This window comes from Microbacterium sp. SORGH_AS_0454 (genome assembly GCF_031453395.1).
In the GTDB taxonomy this organism is placed as follows: Bacteria; Actinomycetota; Actinomycetes; order Actinomycetales; family Microbacteriaceae; genus Microbacterium.
This window is the reverse complement of record NZ_JAVIYS010000001.1, coordinates 1,857,706-1,879,108: the sequence shown is the minus strand read 5'-3', so window position 1 is coordinate 1,879,108 and position 21,403 is coordinate 1,857,706. Positions and strand designations below refer to the sequence as shown.

General features: G+C 71.0%; 20 protein-coding genes and 1 tRNA gene. 9 read left to right on the top strand and 12 right to left on the bottom strand.

Annotation, left to right across the window (positions count from 1 at the left end):
• Window positions 1-2: 2 nt before the first annotated feature.
• The 3 genes from QE454_RS08735 to QE454_RS08725 form a co-directional block, all read right to left on the bottom strand.
• Entirely contained in the window at window positions 3-1,361 is a 1,359-nt protein-coding gene (locus tag QE454_RS08735) for an extracellular solute-binding protein (RefSeq protein WP_307456083.1), read from the bottom strand.
• 138 nt (window positions 1,362-1,499) lie between these two features.
• Complete coding sequence (locus QE454_RS08730) at window positions 1,500-2,705, bottom strand: ROK family transcriptional regulator (protein WP_307456085.1); 1,206 nt, start codon at window positions 2,703-2,705, stop codon at window positions 1,500-1,502.
• Between the two features lie 88 nt (window positions 2,706-2,793).
• Window positions 2,794-3,726, bottom strand: coding sequence for an ROK family protein (locus tag QE454_RS08725; RefSeq protein WP_307456086.1), 933 nt, complete (start codon window positions 3,724-3,726; stop codon window positions 2,794-2,796).
• A 167-nt stretch (window positions 3,727-3,893) separates the two neighbouring features.
• Here QE454_RS08725 and QE454_RS08720 point away from each other — a divergent pair, with 167 nt between their 5' ends.
• From QE454_RS08720 to QE454_RS08710, 3 genes are read left to right on the top strand one after another with little or no spacing between them, the layout of a single operon-like run.
• Entirely contained in the window at window positions 3,894-4,946 is a 1,053-nt protein-coding gene (locus QE454_RS08720; RefSeq protein ID WP_307312873.1) for a MoxR family ATPase, read from the top strand.
• On the top strand, window positions 4,943-6,199 hold the full coding sequence (locus QE454_RS08715; protein ID WP_309668591.1) for a DUF58 domain-containing protein: 1,257 nt from the start codon (window positions 4,943-4,945) through the stop codon (window positions 6,197-6,199). The genes QE454_RS08720 and QE454_RS08715 overlap by 4 nt, the downstream gene beginning before the upstream one ends.
• Entirely contained in the window at window positions 6,186-8,507 is a 2,322-nt protein-coding gene (locus QE454_RS08710; RefSeq protein ID WP_307456088.1) for a DUF3488 and transglutaminase-like domain-containing protein, read from the top strand. The genes QE454_RS08715 and QE454_RS08710 overlap by 14 nt, the downstream gene beginning before the upstream one ends.
• Before the next feature lie 61 nt (window positions 8,508-8,568).
• Here QE454_RS08710 and QE454_RS08705 read toward each other — a convergent pair.
• From QE454_RS08705 to QE454_RS08685, 5 genes are all read right to left on the bottom strand, one after another.
• Window positions 8,569-8,660, bottom strand: a tRNA-Ser gene (locus QE454_RS08705).
• A gap of 22 nt (window positions 8,661-8,682) precedes the next feature.
• Window positions 8,683-9,423: an MgtC/SapB family protein gene (locus tag QE454_RS08700; RefSeq protein ID WP_307456090.1), complete on the bottom strand. Its 741-nt coding sequence runs from the start codon at window positions 9,421-9,423 to the stop codon at window positions 8,683-8,685.
• Between the two features lie 52 nt (window positions 9,424-9,475).
• Window positions 9,476-10,402 (bottom strand): acetamidase/formamidase family protein, encoded by a 927-nt coding sequence (locus tag QE454_RS08695; protein WP_307456092.1) that lies wholly within the window; start codon window positions 10,400-10,402, stop codon window positions 9,476-9,478.
• Window positions 10,399-11,823, bottom strand: coding sequence for an APC family permease (locus tag QE454_RS08690; RefSeq protein ID WP_210073532.1), 1,425 nt, complete (start codon window positions 11,821-11,823; stop codon window positions 10,399-10,401). Before QE454_RS08690 ends, QE454_RS08695 begins: the two co-directional genes overlap by 4 nt.
• 37 nt (window positions 11,824-11,860) lie before the next feature.
• Window positions 11,861-12,751 (bottom strand): proline iminopeptidase-family hydrolase, encoded by an 891-nt coding sequence (locus QE454_RS08685; protein ID WP_307456095.1) that lies wholly within the window; start codon window positions 12,749-12,751, stop codon window positions 11,861-11,863.
• A 77-nt stretch (window positions 12,752-12,828) separates the two neighbouring features.
• Between QE454_RS08685 and QE454_RS08680 the strand changes: the two genes are divergently transcribed.
• Entirely contained in the window at window positions 12,829-13,572 is a 744-nt protein-coding gene (locus QE454_RS08680) for a FadR/GntR family transcriptional regulator (protein WP_307456097.1), read from the top strand.
• An 84-nt stretch (window positions 13,573-13,656) separates the two neighbouring features.
• On the opposite strand, the gene QE454_RS08675 is transcribed toward QE454_RS08680, so the two are convergent.
• The gene (locus tag QE454_RS08675; RefSeq protein WP_307456099.1) at window positions 13,657-14,232 is read right to left on the bottom strand and encodes a GNAT family N-acetyltransferase; all 576 of its coding nucleotides are present in this window, start codon (window positions 14,230-14,232) and stop codon (window positions 13,657-13,659) included.
• On the bottom strand, window positions 14,229-14,600 hold the full coding sequence (locus tag QE454_RS08670; protein WP_307456101.1) for a MerR family transcriptional regulator: 372 nt from the start codon (window positions 14,598-14,600) through the stop codon (window positions 14,229-14,231). The genes QE454_RS08675 and QE454_RS08670 overlap by 4 nt, the downstream gene beginning before the upstream one ends.
• A 115-nt stretch (window positions 14,601-14,715) precedes the next feature.
• Between QE454_RS08670 and QE454_RS08665 the strand changes: the two genes are divergently transcribed.
• A complete protein-coding gene (locus QE454_RS08665) occupies window positions 14,716-16,209 on the top strand; it encodes a SulP family inorganic anion transporter (protein ID WP_210073523.1) in 1,494 nt (497 codons plus the stop codon).
• 76 nt (window positions 16,210-16,285) lie between these two features.
• Here the strand turns inward: QE454_RS08665 and QE454_RS08660 are convergent, their stop codons facing one another.
• A complete protein-coding gene (locus QE454_RS08660) occupies window positions 16,286-17,221 on the bottom strand; it encodes an AraC family transcriptional regulator (RefSeq protein ID WP_210073521.1) in 936 nt (311 codons plus the stop codon).
• A 416-nt stretch (window positions 17,222-17,637) separates the two neighbouring features.
• Here QE454_RS08660 and QE454_RS08655 point away from each other — a divergent pair, with 416 nt between their 5' ends.
• Window positions 17,638-17,979: a hypothetical protein gene (locus QE454_RS08655; protein WP_210073519.1), complete on the top strand. Its 342-nt coding sequence runs from the start codon at window positions 17,638-17,640 to the stop codon at window positions 17,977-17,979.
• 34 nt (window positions 17,980-18,013) lie between these two features.
• Here QE454_RS08655 and QE454_RS08650 read toward each other — a convergent pair whose 3' ends face one another.
• Window positions 18,014-18,466: a MarR family winged helix-turn-helix transcriptional regulator gene (locus QE454_RS08650; protein ID WP_210073517.1), complete on the bottom strand. Its 453-nt coding sequence runs from the start codon at window positions 18,464-18,466 to the stop codon at window positions 18,014-18,016.
• Window positions 18,467-18,663: 197 nt separating this feature from the next.
• Between QE454_RS08650 and QE454_RS08645 the strand changes: the two genes are divergently transcribed.
• From QE454_RS08645 to QE454_RS08635, 3 genes are all read left to right on the top strand, one after another.
• Window positions 18,664-18,852, top strand: coding sequence for a hypothetical protein (locus QE454_RS08645; protein WP_210073515.1), 189 nt, complete (start codon window positions 18,664-18,666; stop codon window positions 18,850-18,852).
• Window positions 18,853-19,027: 175 nt separating this feature from the next.
• The gene (locus QE454_RS08640) at window positions 19,028-20,224 is read left to right on the top strand and encodes a glycosyltransferase (RefSeq protein ID WP_307456105.1); all 1,197 of its coding nucleotides are present in this window, start codon (window positions 19,028-19,030) and stop codon (window positions 20,222-20,224) included.
• A gap of 78 nt (window positions 20,225-20,302) precedes the next feature.
• Window positions 20,303-21,397: a type III polyketide synthase gene (locus QE454_RS08635; protein ID WP_307456107.1), complete on the top strand. Its 1,095-nt coding sequence runs from the start codon at window positions 20,303-20,305 to the stop codon at window positions 21,395-21,397.
• Window positions 21,398-21,403 lie beyond the last annotated feature (6 nt).

Below are 21,403 nucleotides of genomic sequence, written 5' to 3'. Positions count from 1 at the left end.
GTTCAGCCGTTCTGGGTGTTGTCTTCGCCGACGATGCCGATGACGGCCTGATCGTAGGCGGCGGCCGCGTCGTCGACGCTGGACTGCCCGGTCATGACGGCTTCCATGGCGACCTGGATCTGGTTCGAGATCTTGTCGTAGTCCTCGGTCGCCGGACGGAAGTGCGTGGTGTCGACGAAGCTCGAGAACGTCTTGAAGCTCGGGTTCGCGTCGAGGTACTCGCTGGACTGGGCCACGTCGGAGCGCACCGCGATTTGGCTGTTGTCGATGTTGTAGGACGTGGCGTTGTCCTTGTTGACGGCCGTGGAGAGGAAGTCCCACGCGGCGTCGGCGTTCTTGGTGTTCTTGCCGATCGCGAGCGTCCACCCACCCGACATGCTGGTCGTGCCGGGCGCCTGGCCCTTCTGCGTCGGCATCGCGGCGATGCCGAGGGCGTCGCTCCATGCGGGCCACGGGGCCGTGCCGCCGTCGACCCAGGCGGCCGACTGCCAGGAGCCGTCGAGGGCGATGGCGAGCTTGCCCTTGGGCAGCCAGTCGGCGGTCACGCTGGTGAAGATGTTGGGGTCGAGCGCCTGCTGGAGCGAGGGCCCGAGGCCGCCCTGGTAGACGTCGCTGATGAACTGCAGCGAGTCCTTGAAGCCCTGGCTGCCCACCACCCACTTCTTCGAGGAGGTGTCGTAGAGGCTGTCTTCGGTGCCGTAGAGGAGCATCTCGAGACCCTGCATGGATGCCGCTTCGCCGGCCGTCTTGCCCGAGTAGACGTTGATCGGGATGACGTCGGGGTCGGCCGCCTTGACCTTCTCGGCCGCGGAGAGCACGTCGGCCCAGGTCTTCGGCTGCCAGGGCACCGAGATGCCGGCCTTCGCGAAGATCTCCTTGTTGTACCAAAGGCCGCGGGTGTCCGTGCCGAGCGAGACGCCGTAGGTCTTGCCATCGGGGCCGAGACCGGCCTGCTTGGCCCCCTCGGCGAACTGCGACCAGTCGCTCCACGTCGAGAGGTAGTCGTCGAGGGGAAGCAGGTAGCCGGCGGCCGCGTCGGACTGGATCTTGAAGGTGTCTTCGTACTGGACGTCGGGGGCGGTGCTGGCCGACTTGTTCATCAGCGCGAGCTTCGTGTAGTAGTCGGCGCCCTCGGCCTGGATCGGCACGAGCTCGACGGTCATACCCGGATGCGCGGCCTCGTACTGCGACTTGGCGGTCTCCATCAGCGTCTGCATCTGGTTGAAGGTCGCCGTGGTCTGGTACGCGACGCGGATCGTCTTTCCGTCGCCCGCACCCGCGCTCCCCGCGGAGCAGCCGGCGAGGGCCACGGTCAGGGCGGTGGCGGTCAGAAGACCGGTCGCCATCGTCAGTTTCTTCATTGAAGCTCCCTTGCTCGGGTGGAGACACCGCGTCGCCAGAACCTTTTATAAATCAAATGGACTAACTCGGCAAGTCCGAGAGCGCGAGCGCGCGTAACGATCGGGACTCGCCCGGCTATGAGAGACGGTGGGCGCGCCTCAGAGCGCGATCATCATGCGCGCCGGCCGCGCGGAGAAGGCACCGTCGAGCATGAGGCAGGCGGCCCCGACGGCCGCCACATCGGACCCGACACGTGAGCGGCGCACGACGATCTCGCGCGTCGCGGTCGAGGCGGCGTCGACCGCGACGCGCTCGGCGACGATGTCGCCCAGGACTCCCGCGAGACGCTCCCACACCGGACCGCCGAGGACCACCTCGTCGACGTCGATGAGGTTGTTCGTCACCACGAGCGCTCGGGCGATGCGCGCCCCCGCCTGTCGCAGCACGGCGGCCGCGCGCTCCTCGCCCTCGCGGGCGTCTCGCACGAGCCGATCCAGATCGGGACGGGTGTCCCCGGCGCGCGCGGGAGCGTACCCCGCCTCGGCGAGCAGCACGCGCGGCTCGATCGACACCCCCAGGCAGCCGTGTGCCCCGCAGGCGCACTCCGGGCCCTCGGGATCGACGACGACGTGGGCGATGCCGCCCGCGTTGCCGGTCCGTCCGCGCACGGGAGCACCCGCGATCGCAAGTCCGACGCCGACGCCGGCGCCGTAGTACAGGAACATCGCGTCGCCGAGAGCATCGGAGCGGTCGAACCACATCTCGCCCACCATGGCGGCGGTCACGTCCTTCTCGACGATGACCGGCAGGCCCGTCACGGCTCCCAGGTCTTCGCGCACGTTGACGTTGTGCCACTCGGGCAGCAGGGGCGGGTCGAGCAGGCGCCCCCCACGCGCGTCGAAAGGACCCGGGGCGGCGACGCCGACACCGAGCACGAGCTCGCGCGGGATGCCGGCGCGCTCGACGATCGCATCGACGGCGGCACCCAGGGCATCCACGAGACTCCCGGGGGCGGACACGACGGGGCGGGCGATCTCGTCGTGGACGATGACCTCGCCCGCCATGTCGACGACCACGATCGTGTCGACCACGGGATCCAGGTGCACGCCGACCGCGAATCGCGAGCGCGGCGCGAGCTTGAGCATCGTGCGCGGCTTGCCGGGGCCGGAGATGACCTTGCCCGCCTCGACGATGAGTCCCTCGTCGGCCAGGCGACGGGTGACATTGCTGAGCGTCTGCGCGCTGAGACCGGTGCGCGCCGTCAGCTCGACCCGGCTGAGTCCCTCGGGCGAGCGCCGGATGTGGTCCAGCACGAGCGTCTGGTTGTACTCCCCGACGGCGGGCAGGTTGGATCCGGTGCGCATGACCCCCGCCCTCGTTCGCCGGTCCGCGGCGCGGGCCCTCTCGCCCAGATTACGCCCGCTCATCCACGCACTTCTCGGTACGGTGCGCTCAGGACTGCAGCGCCAGTGCGGCCGCGCCCAGCAACGGTCCGTCGCCGTCGAGACCCGACCCGACGATGCGGCACCGCCTCGCATAGGCGTGCAGCGAGGCGGCCTGGGCTGCGGCGCGCACCTGGTCGACGTAATCGGGGGCGACCTGCGAGAAACCGCCGGCGATGGCCACGGCCTCGAGGTCGCACAGCGTGGCGGCCGCGGCGATGGCCTGGCCGACCGCGGTCGCCGAACGGCTCACGGCGGCGATGGCGGTGGCATCCCCCGCCGCGTGCGAAGCGGCGAGGTCCAGACCGGTCTCGCCCTCCCAGCCCTGCGACCTCGCCCACGCGACGGTCCCGGGCCCCGCGGCGACGGCCTCGAGCGTCGCCGCCACGATCTCGCCCCCCTCGAGGGTGCGGACGAAGGTCTGGCCCAAGTGGCCGGCGTTGCCGCTCGCTCCGCTGACGGGACGACCACCGAGGACGAGGCCGCCGCCCACGCCGGTCGACACGACGATGGCCATCGCGTCGTCGCAGCCGACGAGGGCCCCGCGCCAGTGCTCGGCGAGGGCGATGCAGGTGCCGTCGAGCGCGAGATGGATCGGGCCGTCGACCAGCCCGCCCAGCACCTCGTCGACGGGCAGCCCCGCCGCCAGCGGGAGGTTCAGGGGCGACACCGAGCGCGAGGGCAGGTCGACCGGGCCCGCGCTGCCGACGCCGATCGCGGTGACCGTGGCTCCCGGTACGGCGGCGAGCGCGGCTTCGGCGGCCGCGCGGACGTTTCCGGCGATGACGTCGCGGTCGTTCTCACGGCCGGTGGGGCGTCGGTTCACGCTCGCGCGGACCACCTCGCCGGAGGCCGAGACCAGGGCCGCGTCGACCTTGGTGCCGCCGATGTCGACGGCGAGCACATGGGTGACGGCGGGCAGGGACGGGGTGGTGTGCGACATGCGCGGGCTCCTCGGGTGGACCAACGCTCCCCGATCCTAGGGGCGAGCCCCCTCTCCCCGAGTGACGCCTGTGCACCCGCGGCTTTCCGACCCCCGCCGCCGCGGCCCGGGTTACGATCGGGTCACGGTGGCGAGGACGCGCCCGCCTCCGCGACAAGAGAGATGCCATGGACGAGACCGTCACGCCCGAGGCGACCACGCGGCTGCGCCGCGCAGACACCCCCACCGGCTCGGCTCGGCCGGGGGTCGACACCCCTCTCGACGCGGCGTCTTTCGCCCGGCTGACCGGGGACATTCTGGCCTCGGTGTCGACCGTCATCGACGGCAAGCCGGACGCCGTGCGCAGCGCCCTCATCGCGCTGCTCGCCGAGGGCCATCTGCTGATCGAAGACGTCCCGGGCGTCGGCAAGACGATGCTCGCGCGGGCACTGGCTGCCACGGTCGATGCGGACGTGCGTCGCATCCAATTCACTCCCGACCTCCTGCCGGGCGACATCACCGGCGTGTCGGTCTTCAACCCCGTGCAGCGGCAGTTCGAGTTCACCCCGGGCGCGGTGTTCGCGCACATCGTCATCGCCGACGAGATCAACCGCTCCTCCCCCAAGACGCAGTCGTCGCTGCTCGAGGCCATGGAGGAGCGCCAGGTCACGGTCGATGGCCGCACGCACGTGCTCCCCTCGCCGTTCCTCGTCGTCGCGACCCAGAACCCGTTCGAGATGGAGGGCACGTACGTGCTCCCCGAGGCCCAGCGCGACCGTTTCCTGCTGCGGATCTCGATGGGATACCCGGATGCCGCGGCCGAGGCGCTCATGCTCCGCCAGCGCGACGCGGTGAACCCTCTCGACGCCCTGACACCGGTCGTGACCGCGCGTCAGGTGACCGCGCTGATCGCCTGGGCACGTGGCGTGCACGTGGCTCCCGCTCTCGAGGACTACGTCGTCGCCCTCGCGCAGGCCACCCGCAGCCACCCCGACATCCGTCTGGGGGCGAGCCCGCGCGCGACCCTGCAGCTCGTGCGCGCCGCCAAGGTGCGCGCCGCTCTCGACGGGCGCGCCTACGTCATCCCCGATGACATCACCGCTCTGCTGTCACCGGTCTTCGCGCACCGCCTGATCGCCAACCGTTCGGCCGCGGGCGGGCGGGCCGGGGCCGCGGTCGTCGCCGACGCGCTCGAGCGCATCGCGACGAGCGTGCGCGTTCCTCTCGCCCCGCGGCCGTGAGCGCCGGTGTGAAGCGCCTGTGGCCCTTCACCCTGCGGGGCACGGGGGCCGTCCTCCTCGCCGTCGCCGGGTTCGTGGTCGCGCAGCGCGCCGGCATCCCGGAACTGCTGTACTTCGCCACCCTGCTCGTGGCTCTGCTGGCGGTGTCGGCGATCGCGCTGCTGCTGACGCGCGGCACGGGGTCGGTCTCACGTGTGGTCACGCCCGAAACCCCCGAGGTCGGAGGTCCGGCGACCGTCGTGGTGCGGACGACGCTCTCCAGCGCCCTCCCCACCGGTCCCGGACGATGGAGCGACACGCTTCCGGCGGGACTCACCGGCCATGCCCGGGGTACCTCGGCACCCATCGCCTCGACGCTCTCGGGTGCAGCGGGCACGGTCGAGGTGCGCTACGACGTGGTCGGCGCTTCGCGCGGCATCCACTCGATCGGTCCCCTCGAAGTGACGACCACCGATCCCTTCGGCCTGGTGCGCCGTCGCATCGCCCTCGGCCGGGCGACCTCCGTGACGGTGGCCCCGGCGATCGTCGATCTGGCTCCGCTCCCCTCGGCGTCGGGTGAGGCGGGCGGCACGCGCCAGACCGCGGCCCTGCAGCTGGGACAGGGGGCCGACAACCTCGTCGCCCGTCCCTACGCGCCGGGCGATTCGATGCGTCGCATCCACTGGCGGGCCACCGCCCACCGCGACACGCTGATGGTGCGCCAGGAGGAGCAGGAGTCCTCGCCGGCCGCCACCGTGGTGATCGACCGCGCGCTCTCGCGGTGGTCGCCGCTGGCCGCCCACGCTCCCGGCAGCGACCCCGCTTTCGAGACGGCGGTGACCGCGTGCGTCTCGGCGGTCGCCCACCTCGTGCACGAGGGGTACACCGTCGACGTCGTCGACAGCGACGGCACTCTTCTCACCGACCCGGTCGAAGGCGGCGACGACGTCGAGGCGCGCGCGGCCGCCGCGGGTTTCGCGAGCCTGAGGGCGCGCGCCGACGACGCGTCCCACCGCGTGGTACCGGTGACCGTCTCGGCTCTGCTGGGTCCCGTCGTCGTCATCACGGGGAACCTGCAGCCCGAGGACCGCGCGACCCTCGGGGCGGTCGGCACGCACTCGGCCCTTCCCGTACTGATCGTGGTGGCCGAGCACGCGCAGCTCGATGCCGTGCGGACCGCCGGCTGGCGCGCGCCGCACCTGCGCCCGGGGGCGGACGTGGTCCTCGCCTGGGACGACGCGATGGAACAGGGGTACGCCCGTGTCGGTCGCTGATCTCACCGTGCTGCGCACTCCCCGCCGTCGCCGCGACGCGACCCTGCTGACCATCGGTCTGTGCGCCGCGATCGCCGCCGCGATGCTGCCGGTCTTCTCGGTCATCGCCCCGGGCGCCTGGGTCGCGGGGGCCGTTCTCGTCGCCGGGGGCTCACTCAGTGCGGGGCTGGTCGTCCGTCTGTCGCGGCTGCCCGCCCTGGTGGCGAGCATCGCGGAGGTGGTCGTGTGGATCGTGCTGCTCACGGCGATCTTCGGCCGCTCCACGGCCCTGTTCGGTGTCATCCCCACCCCCTCGACCTTCGCCTCGGTACCCGGGCTCGTCGCCCAGGCCTCGGCGGAGATCCGCGACGGCGTCGCCCCCGTCCCGCCGGATGAGGGCTTGGCGTTCCTCTTGATCGCCGCGATCGGCGCGCTCGCCATCGTCCTCGACCACGTCGTCCTGACCGCCCGGATGCCGTTGCTCGCCGGGGTGGGCCTGGTCGCCGTCTCGCTCATCCCGACGATCGCGATCCCCTCCGACGTCGACGTCGCAAGCTTCGTGGCGCTGGCGGCCGCTCTGCTGTTCCTGCTCCGCATCGACACGCGAGCCCGTACCGCGGCTTCCGCACGCCGGGACGATCGCGCTCGCCCCGCGCAGGGCCGCCGTCTCTTCGGGGTCTCGGCGACGGCTCTGGGGGTCGCGGCCGTCGCCGTGATCGTCGCCGTGGTCGCGACCCCCCTGCTCCCGCAGCCAGGCCTGCGGTTCGCCAGCGGCGGCACCGGCGGCCTGGGTACGACGATCAACCCCAACCTCGAGCTCGGCAACGACCTGCGGCAGCCGCGCGACGTCGAGGTGCTGAAGGTGCGCACGACGGGTCCGACGGCGCCCTACCTGCGCGCGGTCACCCTGTCGCGCTTCGACGGTGCCGTCTGGCAGCCCGACAGCTTCGACACCGTCCCGCTGCCCTCCGACGGCGCGGTGTTCGACCGCGTGGGCGTCGACGGCGACGTCGCCCTGGCCGATTGGACGACTACGGTCACCGTCGACCAGCTCGACAGCCCCTGGCTGCCGGTGCCGTACCCGGCCTCGACGGTGACGGGCCTGAACGGCGACTGGCTGGGCATGCCGCAGAACCGCACGGTGGTGACCCGCGCCGGATCCACACGCGAGCAGGTCTACGAGGTGCAGGCGAGCGTCCCCCGCCCGACCCTCGAGCAGATCCGTTCCAAGACCGTCGGCGGAACGGACCTCGACCCCGCGCTGACCGCGCTCCCCGCCGACGTGCCCGCCGTCATCGGCGACACCGCCCGTGAGGTCACCGCGAACGCGCAGACGCCCTACGACAAGCTCGTGACCCTGCAGAACTGGTTCCGCGGCAGCCAGTTCCGCTACTCGCTCGACGCCCCCGTCGATTCCGGGTTCGACGGAGCGGGCCTCGACGCCGTGGCGCAGTTCCTGCAGGTGCGCGCCGGGTACTGCGTGCACTACGCCTCGGCCTTCGCCGTCATGGCCCGCACCCTCGGCATCCCGGCGCGCATCGTCATCGGGTACCTTCCCGGCACGGCCTCGAGCATCCCCCAGCAGGGCGGCACCGAATACTCGGTCAGCTCGAGTCAGCTGCATTCGTGGCCCGAGGTGTACTTCGAAGGCATCGGATGGGTGCCCTTCGAGCCGACGAACAGCCTCGGCGTCCCCACGAACTTCGCTTCGGGCTCCTCCGGGAACAACACGACCACCCCGAACACCCCGAGCCAGGATGCCGAGACCCCGACCGAACAGCCCTCGTCGGCCCCTTCGTCGGCCGCCGAGAACGACCCCGGGGCACAGAGCACCGGCGGCGGTTCGGTGATCGCTCGTCAGAGCACGGCGTGGGTCGCCCCGGTTCTCGGAGCCCTGCTGCTGCTGATACTCGCCGCGTCCCCTGCGGTGACCCGACTGGTGCTCCGCCGCCGGCGCCTCGCCGCCGCGCGGGCGGGCGACCCGGTGGCGGCGTGGACGGCGATGCGGGAGGACGCGGTGGATCTCGGCATCCCGGTCTCGCCCGCCCTCTCGCCGCGCGCCCTCGCGGCGATCCTCGTCGAGGAGCATGGCGCTCGCGCCGATGACGTCGACGCGCTCCGCGAGGCCGTGGAACGGGTGAGCTACGCGGGCGAGAGCCGCGACCCCGACCGGGGAGCGGCGCTCGTCACCGCCGTCGGTGGCGTGCGTGCGGCTCTGGCGGGGAGAGCGACGCCGCTGCGGCGGTTCCTCGCGCGGGCCTACCCCCGCTCGCTCGTCGTGCGTCCGGGTGCCGTCGCGGCGCCGGAGCGCGAGAGCGTCTCCCGCTGACGGAGGAGAACGACGAAGAGCGCCACCCTCGTCTGGCGGGACGGGGTGACGCTCTTCGTCGTGGCGGAAGTGACAGGATTTGAACCTGCGAGGCGAGTTACCCCGCCTACATGGATTCCAGCCATGCTCCTTAGGCCGCTCGGACACACTTCCAAGGGACGATCTTACACGTCGCTCAGCCCCGCCCGAATCGGCGCCGGGTTCGGACGGTGATCGGGCTGTCCTCCGCCCTCCACGACATCGCGCGCACACCGGTGTCGCGCGAAAGCCGGGTGGTCACGGCATCCAGGAACTCGGGCGCGTCTCCCTCGATGAGCAGTTCGGCGTCGAGGATCACGCCCGCCGGCTCCTCATCGACGCCGTCGTCTTCGTGGCTCGACATCGCGAGCACGAGGACATCGGGGGACTCCAGGGTGTCGGAGAGCAGCTCGCGCACTTCTTGCTCGCGCTCCTCGAGCGCGCGCACCGTGAGGACGAATGCCCCGATCGTCTCGGCGTTGGCGTCGGGGGCGCGGTCGACGAGGCGACCGAGCGGACGAAGGAGGACGTGCACGAGGAGCACCAGCGCCGTCATCGTCAGCGCCGGCACCACCAGCCCGCCCGCGGCCAGGCACCCGACGGCCGCCGAGCACCACAGGGTCGCAGCGGTGTTGAGTCCCTGCACGGACAGGCCCTGCCGGAGGATCACACCACCGCCGAGAAAACCGACTCCCGAGACGACGTAGGCGGCGATCTGCAGCGAGCCCTGGCCCACCCCCAGCTCGCTGCCGAAGAGGACGAAAGCGGCAGCCCCCATGGCCACGAGCGCCTGCGTGCGAAGGCCCGCCGTGCGGGAGCGATACTGCCGCTCCAAACCGATGAGCACGCCGCACGCCGCTGCCAGCAGCAGGCGCAGCACGAAGTCGAGATCAGCCATGCGAAACACCCCTCGCGGCGGGGTCGGAAGCGTCGGTCACCGGCGCAGTATGTCAGAGCACGCTTTTCGGCAACCTGTGCAGCGTCACCGCCCCCACCGCTCGGAACGGGTGCAGCGGGTCGGGCGCCTCGGAGCCGGTCGGGCCGCCCAGCTCGCTGTGCACGAGCGCGCTCATGACCGCGTAGGCATCCATGCGGTCCCACCCCCGCGCGTCGACGAGCTCGTCGAAGACGTCTTCGTACCCGCGCCGGATGCTCTCCTGGACCGGGTCTCCGAGGCCGACGAAGATCCACTCCTCGTCGGTCTCGACCCGGGGCGCCCGCAGAGCGGCATCCGCGATGAGATCGATCGAGACCACGGCGACGCCCGCCGCCTCGATGGCGACGAACGACGACTCGCCGCGGGCCATCACGGCGTGGATGTCGCCGATCGACAGGAGCGCGCCCTCGACCTCGACGGGCAGGTAGACCGTGGCCCCCGGAGCGACGTCGGTGAGATCCATGTTGCCGCCGAGAGCGGTCGTGGGCATCACGGTGGAGTTGCGCCCCGACGCGGGAGCCGTACCGATGCACCCGATCATGGGTCGTGCGGGAACCACGTGCCGGTCGGTGAGATGCACGCCCTCGGCGTCGATCGGGATGCGACGGCTGATGACGCGGTCGGGCATGCGGTGCTGCAGCGCGCCCGCGCCGGGGAGGCTCTGCGACCAGCCGTAGTCGCCGAGGCGGATCTCGTGCACGTGCACGGCGAGGGCATCGCCCGGCTTGGCGCCCTCGACGTACACGGGCCCGGTCACCGGGTTGATCGGCGCCCGTAGCGCACCGAGATCACCGTGGTCGTGGAGCTCGGCGTAGACCGCGTCGTCGGTCTCGAAGGCGATCGTCTCACCGGTCCCGGGCCGTAGGCGCAGCACCGGAGGCACCGAGGCGTCGTAGCCGGGACGACCGTGATCCTTGCCGAGCCAGTGATCGACGGTCATCGAGGGGCCACCTCTCCCCCGCCTTCACCGGCGGTGGACGTGGCGTGCTCGGGCAGAGGACCGGCGGCTCCCCCGTGCTTGCGGGCGAAGATCAGGTACACGATCCCCCCGACGACGAGCCACAGGATGCCGCCGACCTTGGCGGTCATGTCGGCGTTGAGCAGCACGTAACCGATGATGAGGAAACCGACCAGCGGCACGACGAGGTGCAGCAGATAGTTCTTCGACTTCTTCTTGCCGAGGTAGTACGCCGCCACCGACACGTGCAGCAGCATGAAGCCGAGCAGGGCGCCGAAGTTCACCAGCGACGAGATCACGGCGATCTGGCCGACGAAGAACAGCACGAGCACCAGCGAGATGGCGCTGACCATCAGGATGGCGGCCATCGGAACCTGGCGAGAGGTCACCTTCGACAGGAAGGCGGGGAGGCGCCGGTCACGGCTCATCGAGTACAGCAGGCGCGAGGTCGCGGCCTGAGCCGCCACCGCGTTGGCGATACCCACCGCGATGACGTTGACCGCGAGGAACGCGGTGGCCCACCCGCTGCCGGCGGCCTTGGCCACCAGCAGGAAGAACGCGTTGTTGACCTCGTCGTCGCCGAACTCGATGGTGCCGGCGGCCAGGGCGCTCGCGAACCAGGTCTGCGCGATGAAGAGCACCGCGACCACGAGCAGGGCGATGATCATCGCGCGTCCGCCGGACTTCCGGTCCCCCGTGGACTCCTCGGCCATCGTCGAGATGCCGTCGAAGCCGAGGAAGCTCAGCACCGCGATCGAGAGGGCGGTGGCGATGAGGGCGGGGTTGACCTTCTCGGCGTCCCAGAGCGGCGCCATCGTGAACTCGGCGCCCGGGATCGTGCCGGACGAGAGCGCGATCATCGCGATGACGACGAAGATCACCACGAAGGCGAGCTGGATGGCGAGCATGACGCGGTTCGCGATCTTGATGGAGCCGATGCCGAGGACGTTGATCACGGTGTTGACGACGACGAAGACCACGGCCCAGATCCACTGGGGGACATCGGGGAAGATCCCCGCCATCGACGACGCCGCGAAGACGTAGAGCAGGGTCGGCACGAGCAGGTAGTCGAGCAGGATCGCCCACCCGGCGAAGAAGCCCACGGTGGGGTGCAGACCCCGACCGACGTACGAGAACACCGAGCCCGCGATCGGGAACGCCTTCGACATCTGCGCGTAGGCGAGGGCGGTGAAGATCATCGCGATGACCCCGGTGAGGTAGACCAACGGCACCATGCCGCTGGCGGCGTTGAACACGACGCCGAAGATCGCCCACGGCGCGATGGGCACCATGAAGACGAGACCGTAGACCACGAGGTCGAGGGTGGACATGGAGCGCTTGAGCTCCTGCTTGTAGCCGAAGGACTCCAGCGACTGCTGGGCCTCGGGGGCGTGATGCGACATCGGGTCTCCTGGTTCGGGTAAGGGTCGGGGTGCGTCGTCAGGGAAGGGGTGCGAGGAAGTCGGCGATAACCGCGCGGAAGGCCTCGGGCATCTCGAGGTGGGTGCAGTGGCTCGCCCCGGCGAAGACGTGCGACCGGGCGCCGGGGATGCGCTCGACGAAGGGCTCCCAGGTCTCGGGTGTGGCCTCGTCGAACTCGCCGGCGACCACGAGCGTGGGCACGGCGACCCGGGGCAGACGGTCGATGATCGTCCAGTCGCGACCGGTGCCGACGACGTGGAACTCGTTCGGGCCGTTCATCGTGAAGTAGACGGTCGGGTCGGCGAGCATCTGCTGCTCGCTGTCGACGAAGTCCTGCGGCATGGGAGTCACTCGGCAGACGTGCCGCTCGTAGAACACGCGGGTGGCCTCCGCGTACTCCGGGTCGTCGAGGGTACCCGCGGCTTCGTGGCGGTCGAGCGCCTCGCGGGCTCGTGCGGGGAGCTCGGCGCGGAGGCGGGCCGCCCCCGCGAGCCAGAGGGCCATGGATGCCGGGGAGTTGCAGATCTCCAGGCTCCGCAGCCCCGCGGGCTGGCGGACGGCGATCTCGGCTCCGAGCATGCCGCCCCAGGACTGCCCGAGCACGTGGTACTCGTCGAAGCCGAGTGCGCGCTGCAGGTTGTGGAACTCGTCGACGAACAGCTGCGGCACCCACTGGGAGGCCGGGGCATCGGGGTGGTGCGAGCTCTTGCCGCAGCCGATCTGGTCGTAGTGCACGACGGTGCGCCCGGTCAGATCGGCGAGGGCGTCCAGGTTCGAGACGTAGTCGTGCGCCATCCCCGGCCCGCCGTGGAGGACGAAGAGGGGGGCCTTCCCGGAGGGCTCGGTCGGTTCGGTGAGTCGGGCCCAGGTGAAGCCGTCGTGGAAGGGAACGGTGATCTCGCGCTGCATGGAGTCATCGTGGCCCCTTAAAGGTGCGTTGGCAAACCTTTTCTTCGGATTTAACATGGGAGAAACGACGGGAGCCCATGGCCGACACCGACGACGCCTCCCTGGTGGAGCGCGTGACCGAGCGATTGATCACCGCCGTCGCGGTGGGCGAGTTCCTCCCGGGTACCCGCCTGCCCGCCGAACGCGACCTCTCGCCCCTCCTGGGCGTCGGCCGGACGACGGTGCGCGCGGCCCTCGACGACCTGTCCACGAGGGGTCTGATCGAACGGCGTCGGGGGCGCGGGGGCGGCACGTTCGTCGCCGAGGAGTGGCCCGCCTCCATCGTCGTCGGCGTCGACCGCTGGTTCGAGGAGCGCTGGAGCGACCTGGTCGACGCGTGCACCGCGAGCTCGATGCTGCACTCCTCGCTCGCGCGCCTCGCCGCCGAGCGGCGCAGCGACGCCGACATCGCCGTCATGCGTGAGCGCCTCGCCGAGTTCCACGCCGCCGAGTCGGGCGACCCCAAGCAGCGCGCCGACAGCCTGCTGCACCTGGCGATCATCGAGGCGGCGCACAACACCGCGCTGCGCGACATCCTGCTCGAGCACGAGCGACATCTGTCGCTGTCGGCGCCCGCGCACCCGTGGGGCGATCGCGGCAGTCACCGCCGCATGGAGACGCGCGCGGCGCGGGAGCACGACGCGATCGTCGATGCGATCGTTCAGGCCTCGCCCGAACAGGCCGCCGAGCTGGCCCGCCGGCACGTGCAGATCGACCTCGAGCTGTTCACCGAGGCGCGGGAGTTCGCGCGCCGCCGGGCAGCCGAGGCTGCGGCCGGCTGAGCATTCCGCTCACCTCGCCCGCGGAGAACGTTCCGCTCGCGCGTGGGCATCCTCCGCCGCGCGAGCCTGGCTCGCGAGGGCGGGTCAGCCGCCCAGACGCCCCTCGAGACCCGCGCGCACGGCCGGCCACTCCTCGCGGAGGATCGAGAAGTACAGCGTGTCCGACACACTGCCGTCGGGTGCGATGCGGTGCCGCCGGAGCCGCCCCTCTCGCGTCGCGCCGAGGCGCTCGATCGCACGCGCACTGCGCTCGTTCCGCGCGTCGCAGCGCAGCGCCACTCGATTCACCTGCCACTGGTCGAAGGCGTGGGCGAGCAGCAGCAGCTTCGCGGCGGGGTTCGTGCGCCCACCCTGGAAGGCGCGGCCGTACCAGGTCGTCCCGATCTCGACCCGCCCCTGCGACGGCACGTACTCGTAGAACGTCGTCGCACCGCGAACCTCTCGCGTCTCGGCGTCGCGCACGGTGAAGGCGTACAGACCCGGCGTCGCGACCTGCTGCTCGACCCGAGCGGCGTAGGCCTCGACCGAATCCGCCCACGGGGTCGTCATGCGACCCCAGAGCTCCGCGTCGGTCAGCGGCCACGCCTGCGCCGCGTCTGCCGGCTTCGCCGGGGTCAGACGGATGCCGTGACCCTCGAGCGTGACGTCGTGAGCGGTCATCGCGCCTCCAGCTGGCTGACGAACTCGTCGGCGGCGGCGAGCTGGCGCCGCAGGTCTTCGCGACGGCGATGCGCCTCGTCGCGGATGTCGGCGAGACGGGCCACCAGAGCGGAATCGCCCGGGGCCTCGGTGAGTCCGTCGACCACGGCGAGCAGCTCCCCCATCTGCTCGAGGGAGTAGCCGAGCGGCTTCATCCGGCGGATGAGAAGCAATCGCGACTCGTCGTCGGCCGTGTAGAGCCGGAACCCGCCCTCGCTGCGCGCCGAGGGGCGGAGCAGCCCGATCTCGTCGTAGTGGCGGAGGGTGCGGATCGACAGCCCCGTCCGCTCGGCGAGTTCGCCGATCTGCATCGGCCGCGCGTCGGTCATGCCATCCCCGATCCCGCAACCCTCTCGTTACGGTAGAGTTCGATACGTCGCGATCGCGACCCCCCTATTCTTCCCCGCGTCGACGCGGACCCCTCCCCCACCCCGGAGCATCACCATGACCTCTGCCCCCGCGCGCCCGCGCACCGAGCCCACCGTCCTGCAGGCCCTGCGTTCGCCTCGCCTGCTGACCCGCGAGGTGCTGGCCGGCCTCGTCGTCGCCATCGCCCTCATCCCCGAGGCGATCGCCTTCTCGATCATCGCCGGAGTCGACCCGCGCCTCGGGCTCTTCTCGTCGTTCGTGATGGCCGTGGCGATCGCCTTCCTCGGCGGCCGCCCCGCCATGATCACCGCCGCCACCGGCGCGATCGCCCTGGTCATCGCCCCCGTGGCCCGCGAGCACGGGGTCGACTACCTGCTTGCGACGGTGATCCTGGGTGGCATCCTGCAGGTGATCCTCGGCATTCTCGGGGTCGCCAAGCTCATGCGATTCATTCCCCGCAGCGTCATGGTGGGCTTCGTCAACGCCCTCGCGATCCTGATCTTCGTCGCCCAGGTACCGCAGCTGATCGGCGTGCCCTGGGCGGTCTACCCGATCGCGGCGGCGGGGCTGGCGATCATGTATCTGCTGCCGCGCGTGACCAAGGTCGTCCCGGCGCCGTTGGTCGCGATCGTCCTGCTCACCGCAGCCGCGGTCGTCTTCGGCATCTCGGTGCCCACCGTGGGCGACCAGGGCGCCCTGCCCGAAAGCCTGCCCGCCCTGCTTGTTCCGAACGTGCCGCTTACCGGCGAGACGCTCGCGATCATCCTGCCGTTCGCCGTCGCCATGGCGATCGTCGGCCTTCTCGAATCGCTCATGACCGCGGCCCTCGTCGACGACATCACCGACACCCCCTCGTCGAAGACGCGCGAGTCCCTCGGCCAGGGGGCGGCGAACCTGCTGTCGGGGCTGTTCGGCGGAATGGGCGGCTGCGCCATGATCGGCCAGACGATGATCAACGTGAAGGCCTCGGGAGCGCGAACCCGCATCTCGACCTTCCTGGCCGGCGTCTTCCTGCTCGTGCTCGTGCTGGCCTTCGGCGACGTGGTCGCCGTCGTTCCGATGGCGGTGCTCGTGGCCGTGATGATCGTCGTATCGATCGCCACCTTCGACTGGCACAGCATCCGCCCCTCCACCCTTCGCCGGATGCCGCTGAGCGAGACGATCGTGATGGTGCTCACGGTCGCCGTGACGGTGTGGACGCACAATCTCGCGATCGGCGTGGGTGTGGGCGTGATCGCCGCCGCGGTGCTCTTCGCACGACGGGTCGCGAGCGTCACCGCGGTGACGCGGTCCGTGGAGGGCGACACCGCTCGCTACACCGTGGAGGGCGAGCTGTTCTTCGCCTCGAGCAACGACCTGACCACGAAGTTCGCGTACCACGACGACCCTCGGCGGGTCGTCATCGACCTGTCGCGCTCGCACGTCTGGGACGCGTCCACGGTTGCAGCTCTCGACGCGGTGCAGACGAAGTACGCGCACCTCGGCACGACGGTCGAGATCGAGGGCATGAACGACACCGCCGCCCGGCTGCACGCGCGCCTGAGCGGAGGGCTCGGCGCGGGACACTGACCCCGCGCTCGCCTCGAAGGGTGACGCCGGGGCCACGAGCCCGCCGGCGGGTCCCGCTCGACGCGAGCCGCCGCCCTCAGGACCGCAGCGTCATCGACGGCGTCTCGCCGAACTCCCCGCGATACATCGCGGCGAAGCGCCCGAGGTTCGAGAACCCCCACCGTGCCGCGATCGCCGCGACCGTCTCGACCGACGGGTCGGCGCTGCGCAGCTCGGCGCGTGCGGCGTCGAGGCGCACGCGGCGCAGGTACTGCATCGGGGTTCGTCCGGTGGCCGCGCGGAACGCGTACTGCAGGCCGCGCGGCGACAGACGAGCCGCCTGCGCGATATCGGCCAGCACCACGGGCTCTGCCGCGTGCGCCTCGACGTATGCCTTGGCCCTTCGCACCGGGGCGGGCAGCGGCCGCGAGGGGCGGCCGGCCGCGAGGGCCTCGGTGAAGGTCGTCGGGAAGGCGAGGAGCGAGGCCTCCAGCAAAAGGGTGCGGGCCTGCTGCTCGATGATCGGGGTTCGTTCGGGTGAGCGCAGCAGCACGTCGCGGGCGTACTCCCACGTGCGCGACCAGTAGCGCAGGCGCTGCTCGCTCACCGGCGCGTACCCTGTCGGCCGGACGCGCAGGGTGTCGTCGCCCGACAGCCGCCGAGCGGCTTCGTCGAAGTCGGAGCGCGCGAACGAGACGGCGGTACCGGCGATGCGCCCGGTGAAGGCGATCTCGAGAGGGCGGTCGACGACCATGAACGGCACCGCCGTGTCGATGCGCTCGCGACGATAGGTACCCGATACCCGGGGACCGGCGATACGACCGACCACGACCTGATCGCGCGGATCGGACTCGACGATCATCGTCGAACCGATCGTGTAATCGCAGAAAGCGAAACCGGGCTCGGAGGCCGCATGCCAGGCGAGAGCCGGCTGGATCACCTCGGCGCGCGAGATGCGCGCTCCGGGAACGACGGTCTGCCACAGGTGCTCCACCGTCTCGGCGTCGCGGGTTTCGATGTTCGTATGCTCCACGCCTTTTTCCTAAATAGTCCGAGGATGTGCGGCAAGACCATTGCGCTCAGTGGCGGGGGCCACTATGGGAACGCTCTCACACGCTCAGCCGAAGAGACCGCGGCGTCGTGGATGCCCCCCATCCGCATTCCACGCTATCGCTCATAGAAATTGCAATGCGCATTTCGGCGGATTCGGACCGCGTACGTCAATCGGCATCCGAAATGCGAAAGATGGACTCCGTGCAGATTGACCCGACGTACGTCGACCGGCCATCATCCCCGAGCAGCAACTCGCTGCATCCTGACCGCTCTCCGTTCCCCGGCGCGGTGGTCGGCAGGCGCCTCGAGGCGGAGCTCGTGACCCCGCCCGGGGCGCCTGGTGCGGCCCATAATGGGACGGGGGCTACCCGGCGTCCGCCAGGGAAGGGAGCTCTCATGCCATTTCGCACGACCACCACGCTGCAAACCTGGGTCGACGATTTCCGAGCGCTCGGCTACGACGACGCAGACATGCTGCGCGTCATTCCCCAGGACCTCGACGACGGCGCCGATGCGGGACTCATCGCCGCCCGACTGAAGAGCGTTTCGACGACGTTCTTCATCGCCCCCGGCCCCGAGCTGCACTCCACCGAATGGGCCGTGACGTTCGAGCCCCGCGAAGACGCCGCTCCCCTGCCGGCCGGTCGCGTCATGGCGCTGTCGGGTGAATTGGCGACGTTGTCGGCGTTGTGTTCTTTCCTCCAGGCACGATCCGAGGCTTTTCTCGCGAACGTCTGAGGCCGCCGGGCGCGACGGGTCGAGTCGAAGAAGCTCAGCTCACGGCTCGCGCGGTGATGCGGTCGAGGACTTCGGCGAGCCGTTTCGCATCGACGGGATCCACGTCGGCGATCGCCGCTTCGACGGCGGTGTCGAAGGCGCGAAGCTGTGACCACGGCGCACTGTCGAGGTCGATGATCACCGTGATGTGGTTCACCCGACGATCTTGTTCGTCGAGGTCGCGCCGCACGGCACCGCGCTGCACGAGGCGGTCGATGAGCGTGGTGACGCCGGCCGAGGTGATGCCGAGGTGGTCACGAACGTGCGAGGGCCGAGCCCCGGGATTCTCGGCGACGAACAGCAGGGCGCGAGCGTCGAGCTCGTTCAAGGACAGCTCACGACGCGCTTCCGCGGCGGCGACCCGGCGGGCTTCGCCGTAGGCGAGGAGGGCGCGGCCGACCTCCGACCCCGGCGCGGGGCGAGACGAAGTTTCGGGGGACGAGTGCACGACCCATGATCGTACCCACTCCGGCCCAGTGTCCAGTCCGCTTGCACGGAGCGGCGCAGGATGCTCCACCGGCCGCTCGACACGCGGCGGACCGGGTGATGGGTACGTCGAGACTCCTGTCAAGCCGGTCTCACGCCCCTCCCCCCGGGTCTATGACGGACACAGCGCCGTCGGGAGACGGGAGTAAGGAGAACACCATGATCCACGGACAGCAGAGCGGACGACAGACGGGCTCGGTGTGGAGCATCGCCATGACGGCCGCGATGGGCAACGGCATCGGGCCGCGCTCGATCGAGGAATCACCCGCGCCGCGCACGGCGAGGCGGTGGCCCTGGTCGCGCACGGGCTCGGCCGGTGAGGCGATGGCGGACGCACTCCGCGCCTGATTCCACCGCCCCTTCACCCGGCGCGTCGGCTTCTTCCCCCGGAGGTCGGCGCGTCGGCTCGTGTCCGGGCGTTCACACGATGGTCTCCACGGTGTAACCCGCCGCACCTGGTCGAGGCTCCAGCATGGGACGACCGCACCCGCGGTAGTGGATCCCGGCTTGGAAAGCGACCTCGATGACTCGACCCGTGCGCGTGCTCTCGCTCTACGAAGGCTTCTTCGCCGGAGGCGCGCGAATCCTCCATTCCGATGTCGTCGAGGGTCTCGTGGCCGACGGAACGCAGGAGCACCGTGTACTGTCGCTGACGTCCGCCGCACGGCGGGACGCGTCCCTGCAGTTCGCGCACGACGACACCCGGTTTCGTCGTCTGCAGGAGCGCGGGGTCCGCATCGACACGTTCGATCGCGTCGCCGGTGACCGCCCCCCGGGCCCCGACGAGTACACGAGGGACGAGCTCACGCACGCCGCGCGCCTGTTCGCGGAGGCCGACGTCATCCTCTCGCTGAAAGAGCAGCCGCTCAGCCTGGTCGTCGCCCTCGAGCGCGCGGGCATGCTGCCCGACCGCGCGATCGCCGCCTGCCTGCACCGCTCCGACCCCACCCACTCCGGCCCCGCCCTCGGCTGGCTCGTCGAGTCGGCTTCCTGCGGGGCAGTCACGGCGACGATCTCCTGCGCGGAGTCGACCTCCCGCGCCTACGCGCGCGCCGGCGTCTCGGCCGGTGAGGCCTGGGTCATCGACAACGGCATCGACACCCGCCGCTTCCGCCCCGGCACGCGCGCCGAGCGGCGACGGATCCGCGCGGGGCTCGGCATCCCGGACTCCGCCCCCGTGGTGCTGCTGGCCGCGCGCTTCGATGCGATGAAGGACCCCGGACTGTTCCTCCGGGCCGTTGCGGCGCACGCGCGCACGGCGCCCGGGACGCAGTACGTCGTGTGCGGATCGGGCATGACCCGCACCAACCCGGCCTTCGTCTCGCTCCTCGCCGACAGCGGCGTCGTCGACGGCGTGCCCCTGCACGCCCTGGGCCTTCGCGAGGACATGCCTGAGCTGTACCGCATCGCCGACGTCGTCGCTTTGACGAGCGCCTTCGGCGAGGCCTCCCCCCTCTGCCTCGTCGAGGGAGCGGCATCCGGAGCCGTTCCAGTGACCACCGACGTCGGAGACGCCGCGCGCCTCGTCGAGGGGTTCGGCCTGGTGACGACGCGCGACGTCGACGCGATCGTCCAGGCCTGGGGAGACGCCCTCGCCCTCGGCCCGGCGCTGCGCGCAGCCGCCCTCGCGGCCCGGGCCCGCATGGACCGGGGCCGCATGATCGCCGACTACCGAGCGACGGTCGAGGACCTGCTCGTGTCGCGCATGCTGGCGGCCTGAGCCCGGCGCACCATAGACGGCGTGCCGACACGGCGCCATCCCCGACGAAGGGCGGCGGCGCCGTGTCTACAGTGAGGCATGACCGCCCGTATCCTCTCGATCGGCACGGCCCTGCCCGACACTCGTGTCGACCAGTCGACCCTGCGTGACCTGTTCGCCGCACAGCCCGGTTTCGACCGCAAGGCCCAGCGGCTCGTGGGGGCCGCCTTCGATGCCGCGGCCATCGACACCCGGCACGTGGTCCTCCCCCAACTCGCGGGCGGACAGGGCGACGCACTCGAGGTCCGCGACGGCGACACGCTCCTCATGCCCCCGACCGGCGCGCGCAACGACGAGTACCGCCGTACCGCTCCACCGCTGTTCGCCGAGGCCTCTCGCGCCGCCATCGCAGGTTCCGGACGGACCGCGGATGCCATCTCCCACGTCGTGACCGTCTCGTGCACCGGCATGTTCGCACCCGGCCCTGACTACCACCTGGTGCGCGATCTCGGGCTCTCCCCCGCGGTCGAGCGCTACCACCTCGGCTTCATCGGGTGCGCGGCGGCCATCCCTGCCCTGCGGCTGGCCGCACGCATCGTCGGCGACGACCCCGCCGCGGTCGTGCTCGTCGCGTGCACCGAGCTCTGCTCCCTGCATTGGCAGACCTCGTCCCACCCCGACCAGATCGTCGCGGCCTCGGTGTTCGCCGACGGAGCGGGGGCGGCGGTCGTGGCATCCGCAGATTCCGACCACGAGGGCCTCGACCTCGAGGGCTTCGCCACGCACCTCGTAGACCAGGGCGAGAAAGACATGGCCTGGACGGTGGGCGACTCCGGTTTCGAGATGACCCTCACCCCCGAGGTGCCCCGCATCATCGGTCGCGAGATCTCCGCGATCGCCGCGGACGTGATCGGCGACCTCGACGAGATCGACGCGTGGGCGGTGCACCCCGGAGGGCGGAGCATCCTCGACCGCGTCGAGAGTGCGCTCTCCCTCGATGCTGCGGCCCTCGCCCCCTCGCGAGAGGTGCTGCGCCAGCACGGAAACATGTCGAGCGCCACGCTGCTGTTCATCCTCCGCGACCTGCTCGCCGACGCCTCTCGCGGCGACGGAGACCGCGTGGCCGCCCTCGCCTTCGGCCCCGGCCTCACGGTGGAGGCGGCGCGTCTGACGCTGCGCCGTCCGGCCGCGTGACCGGCT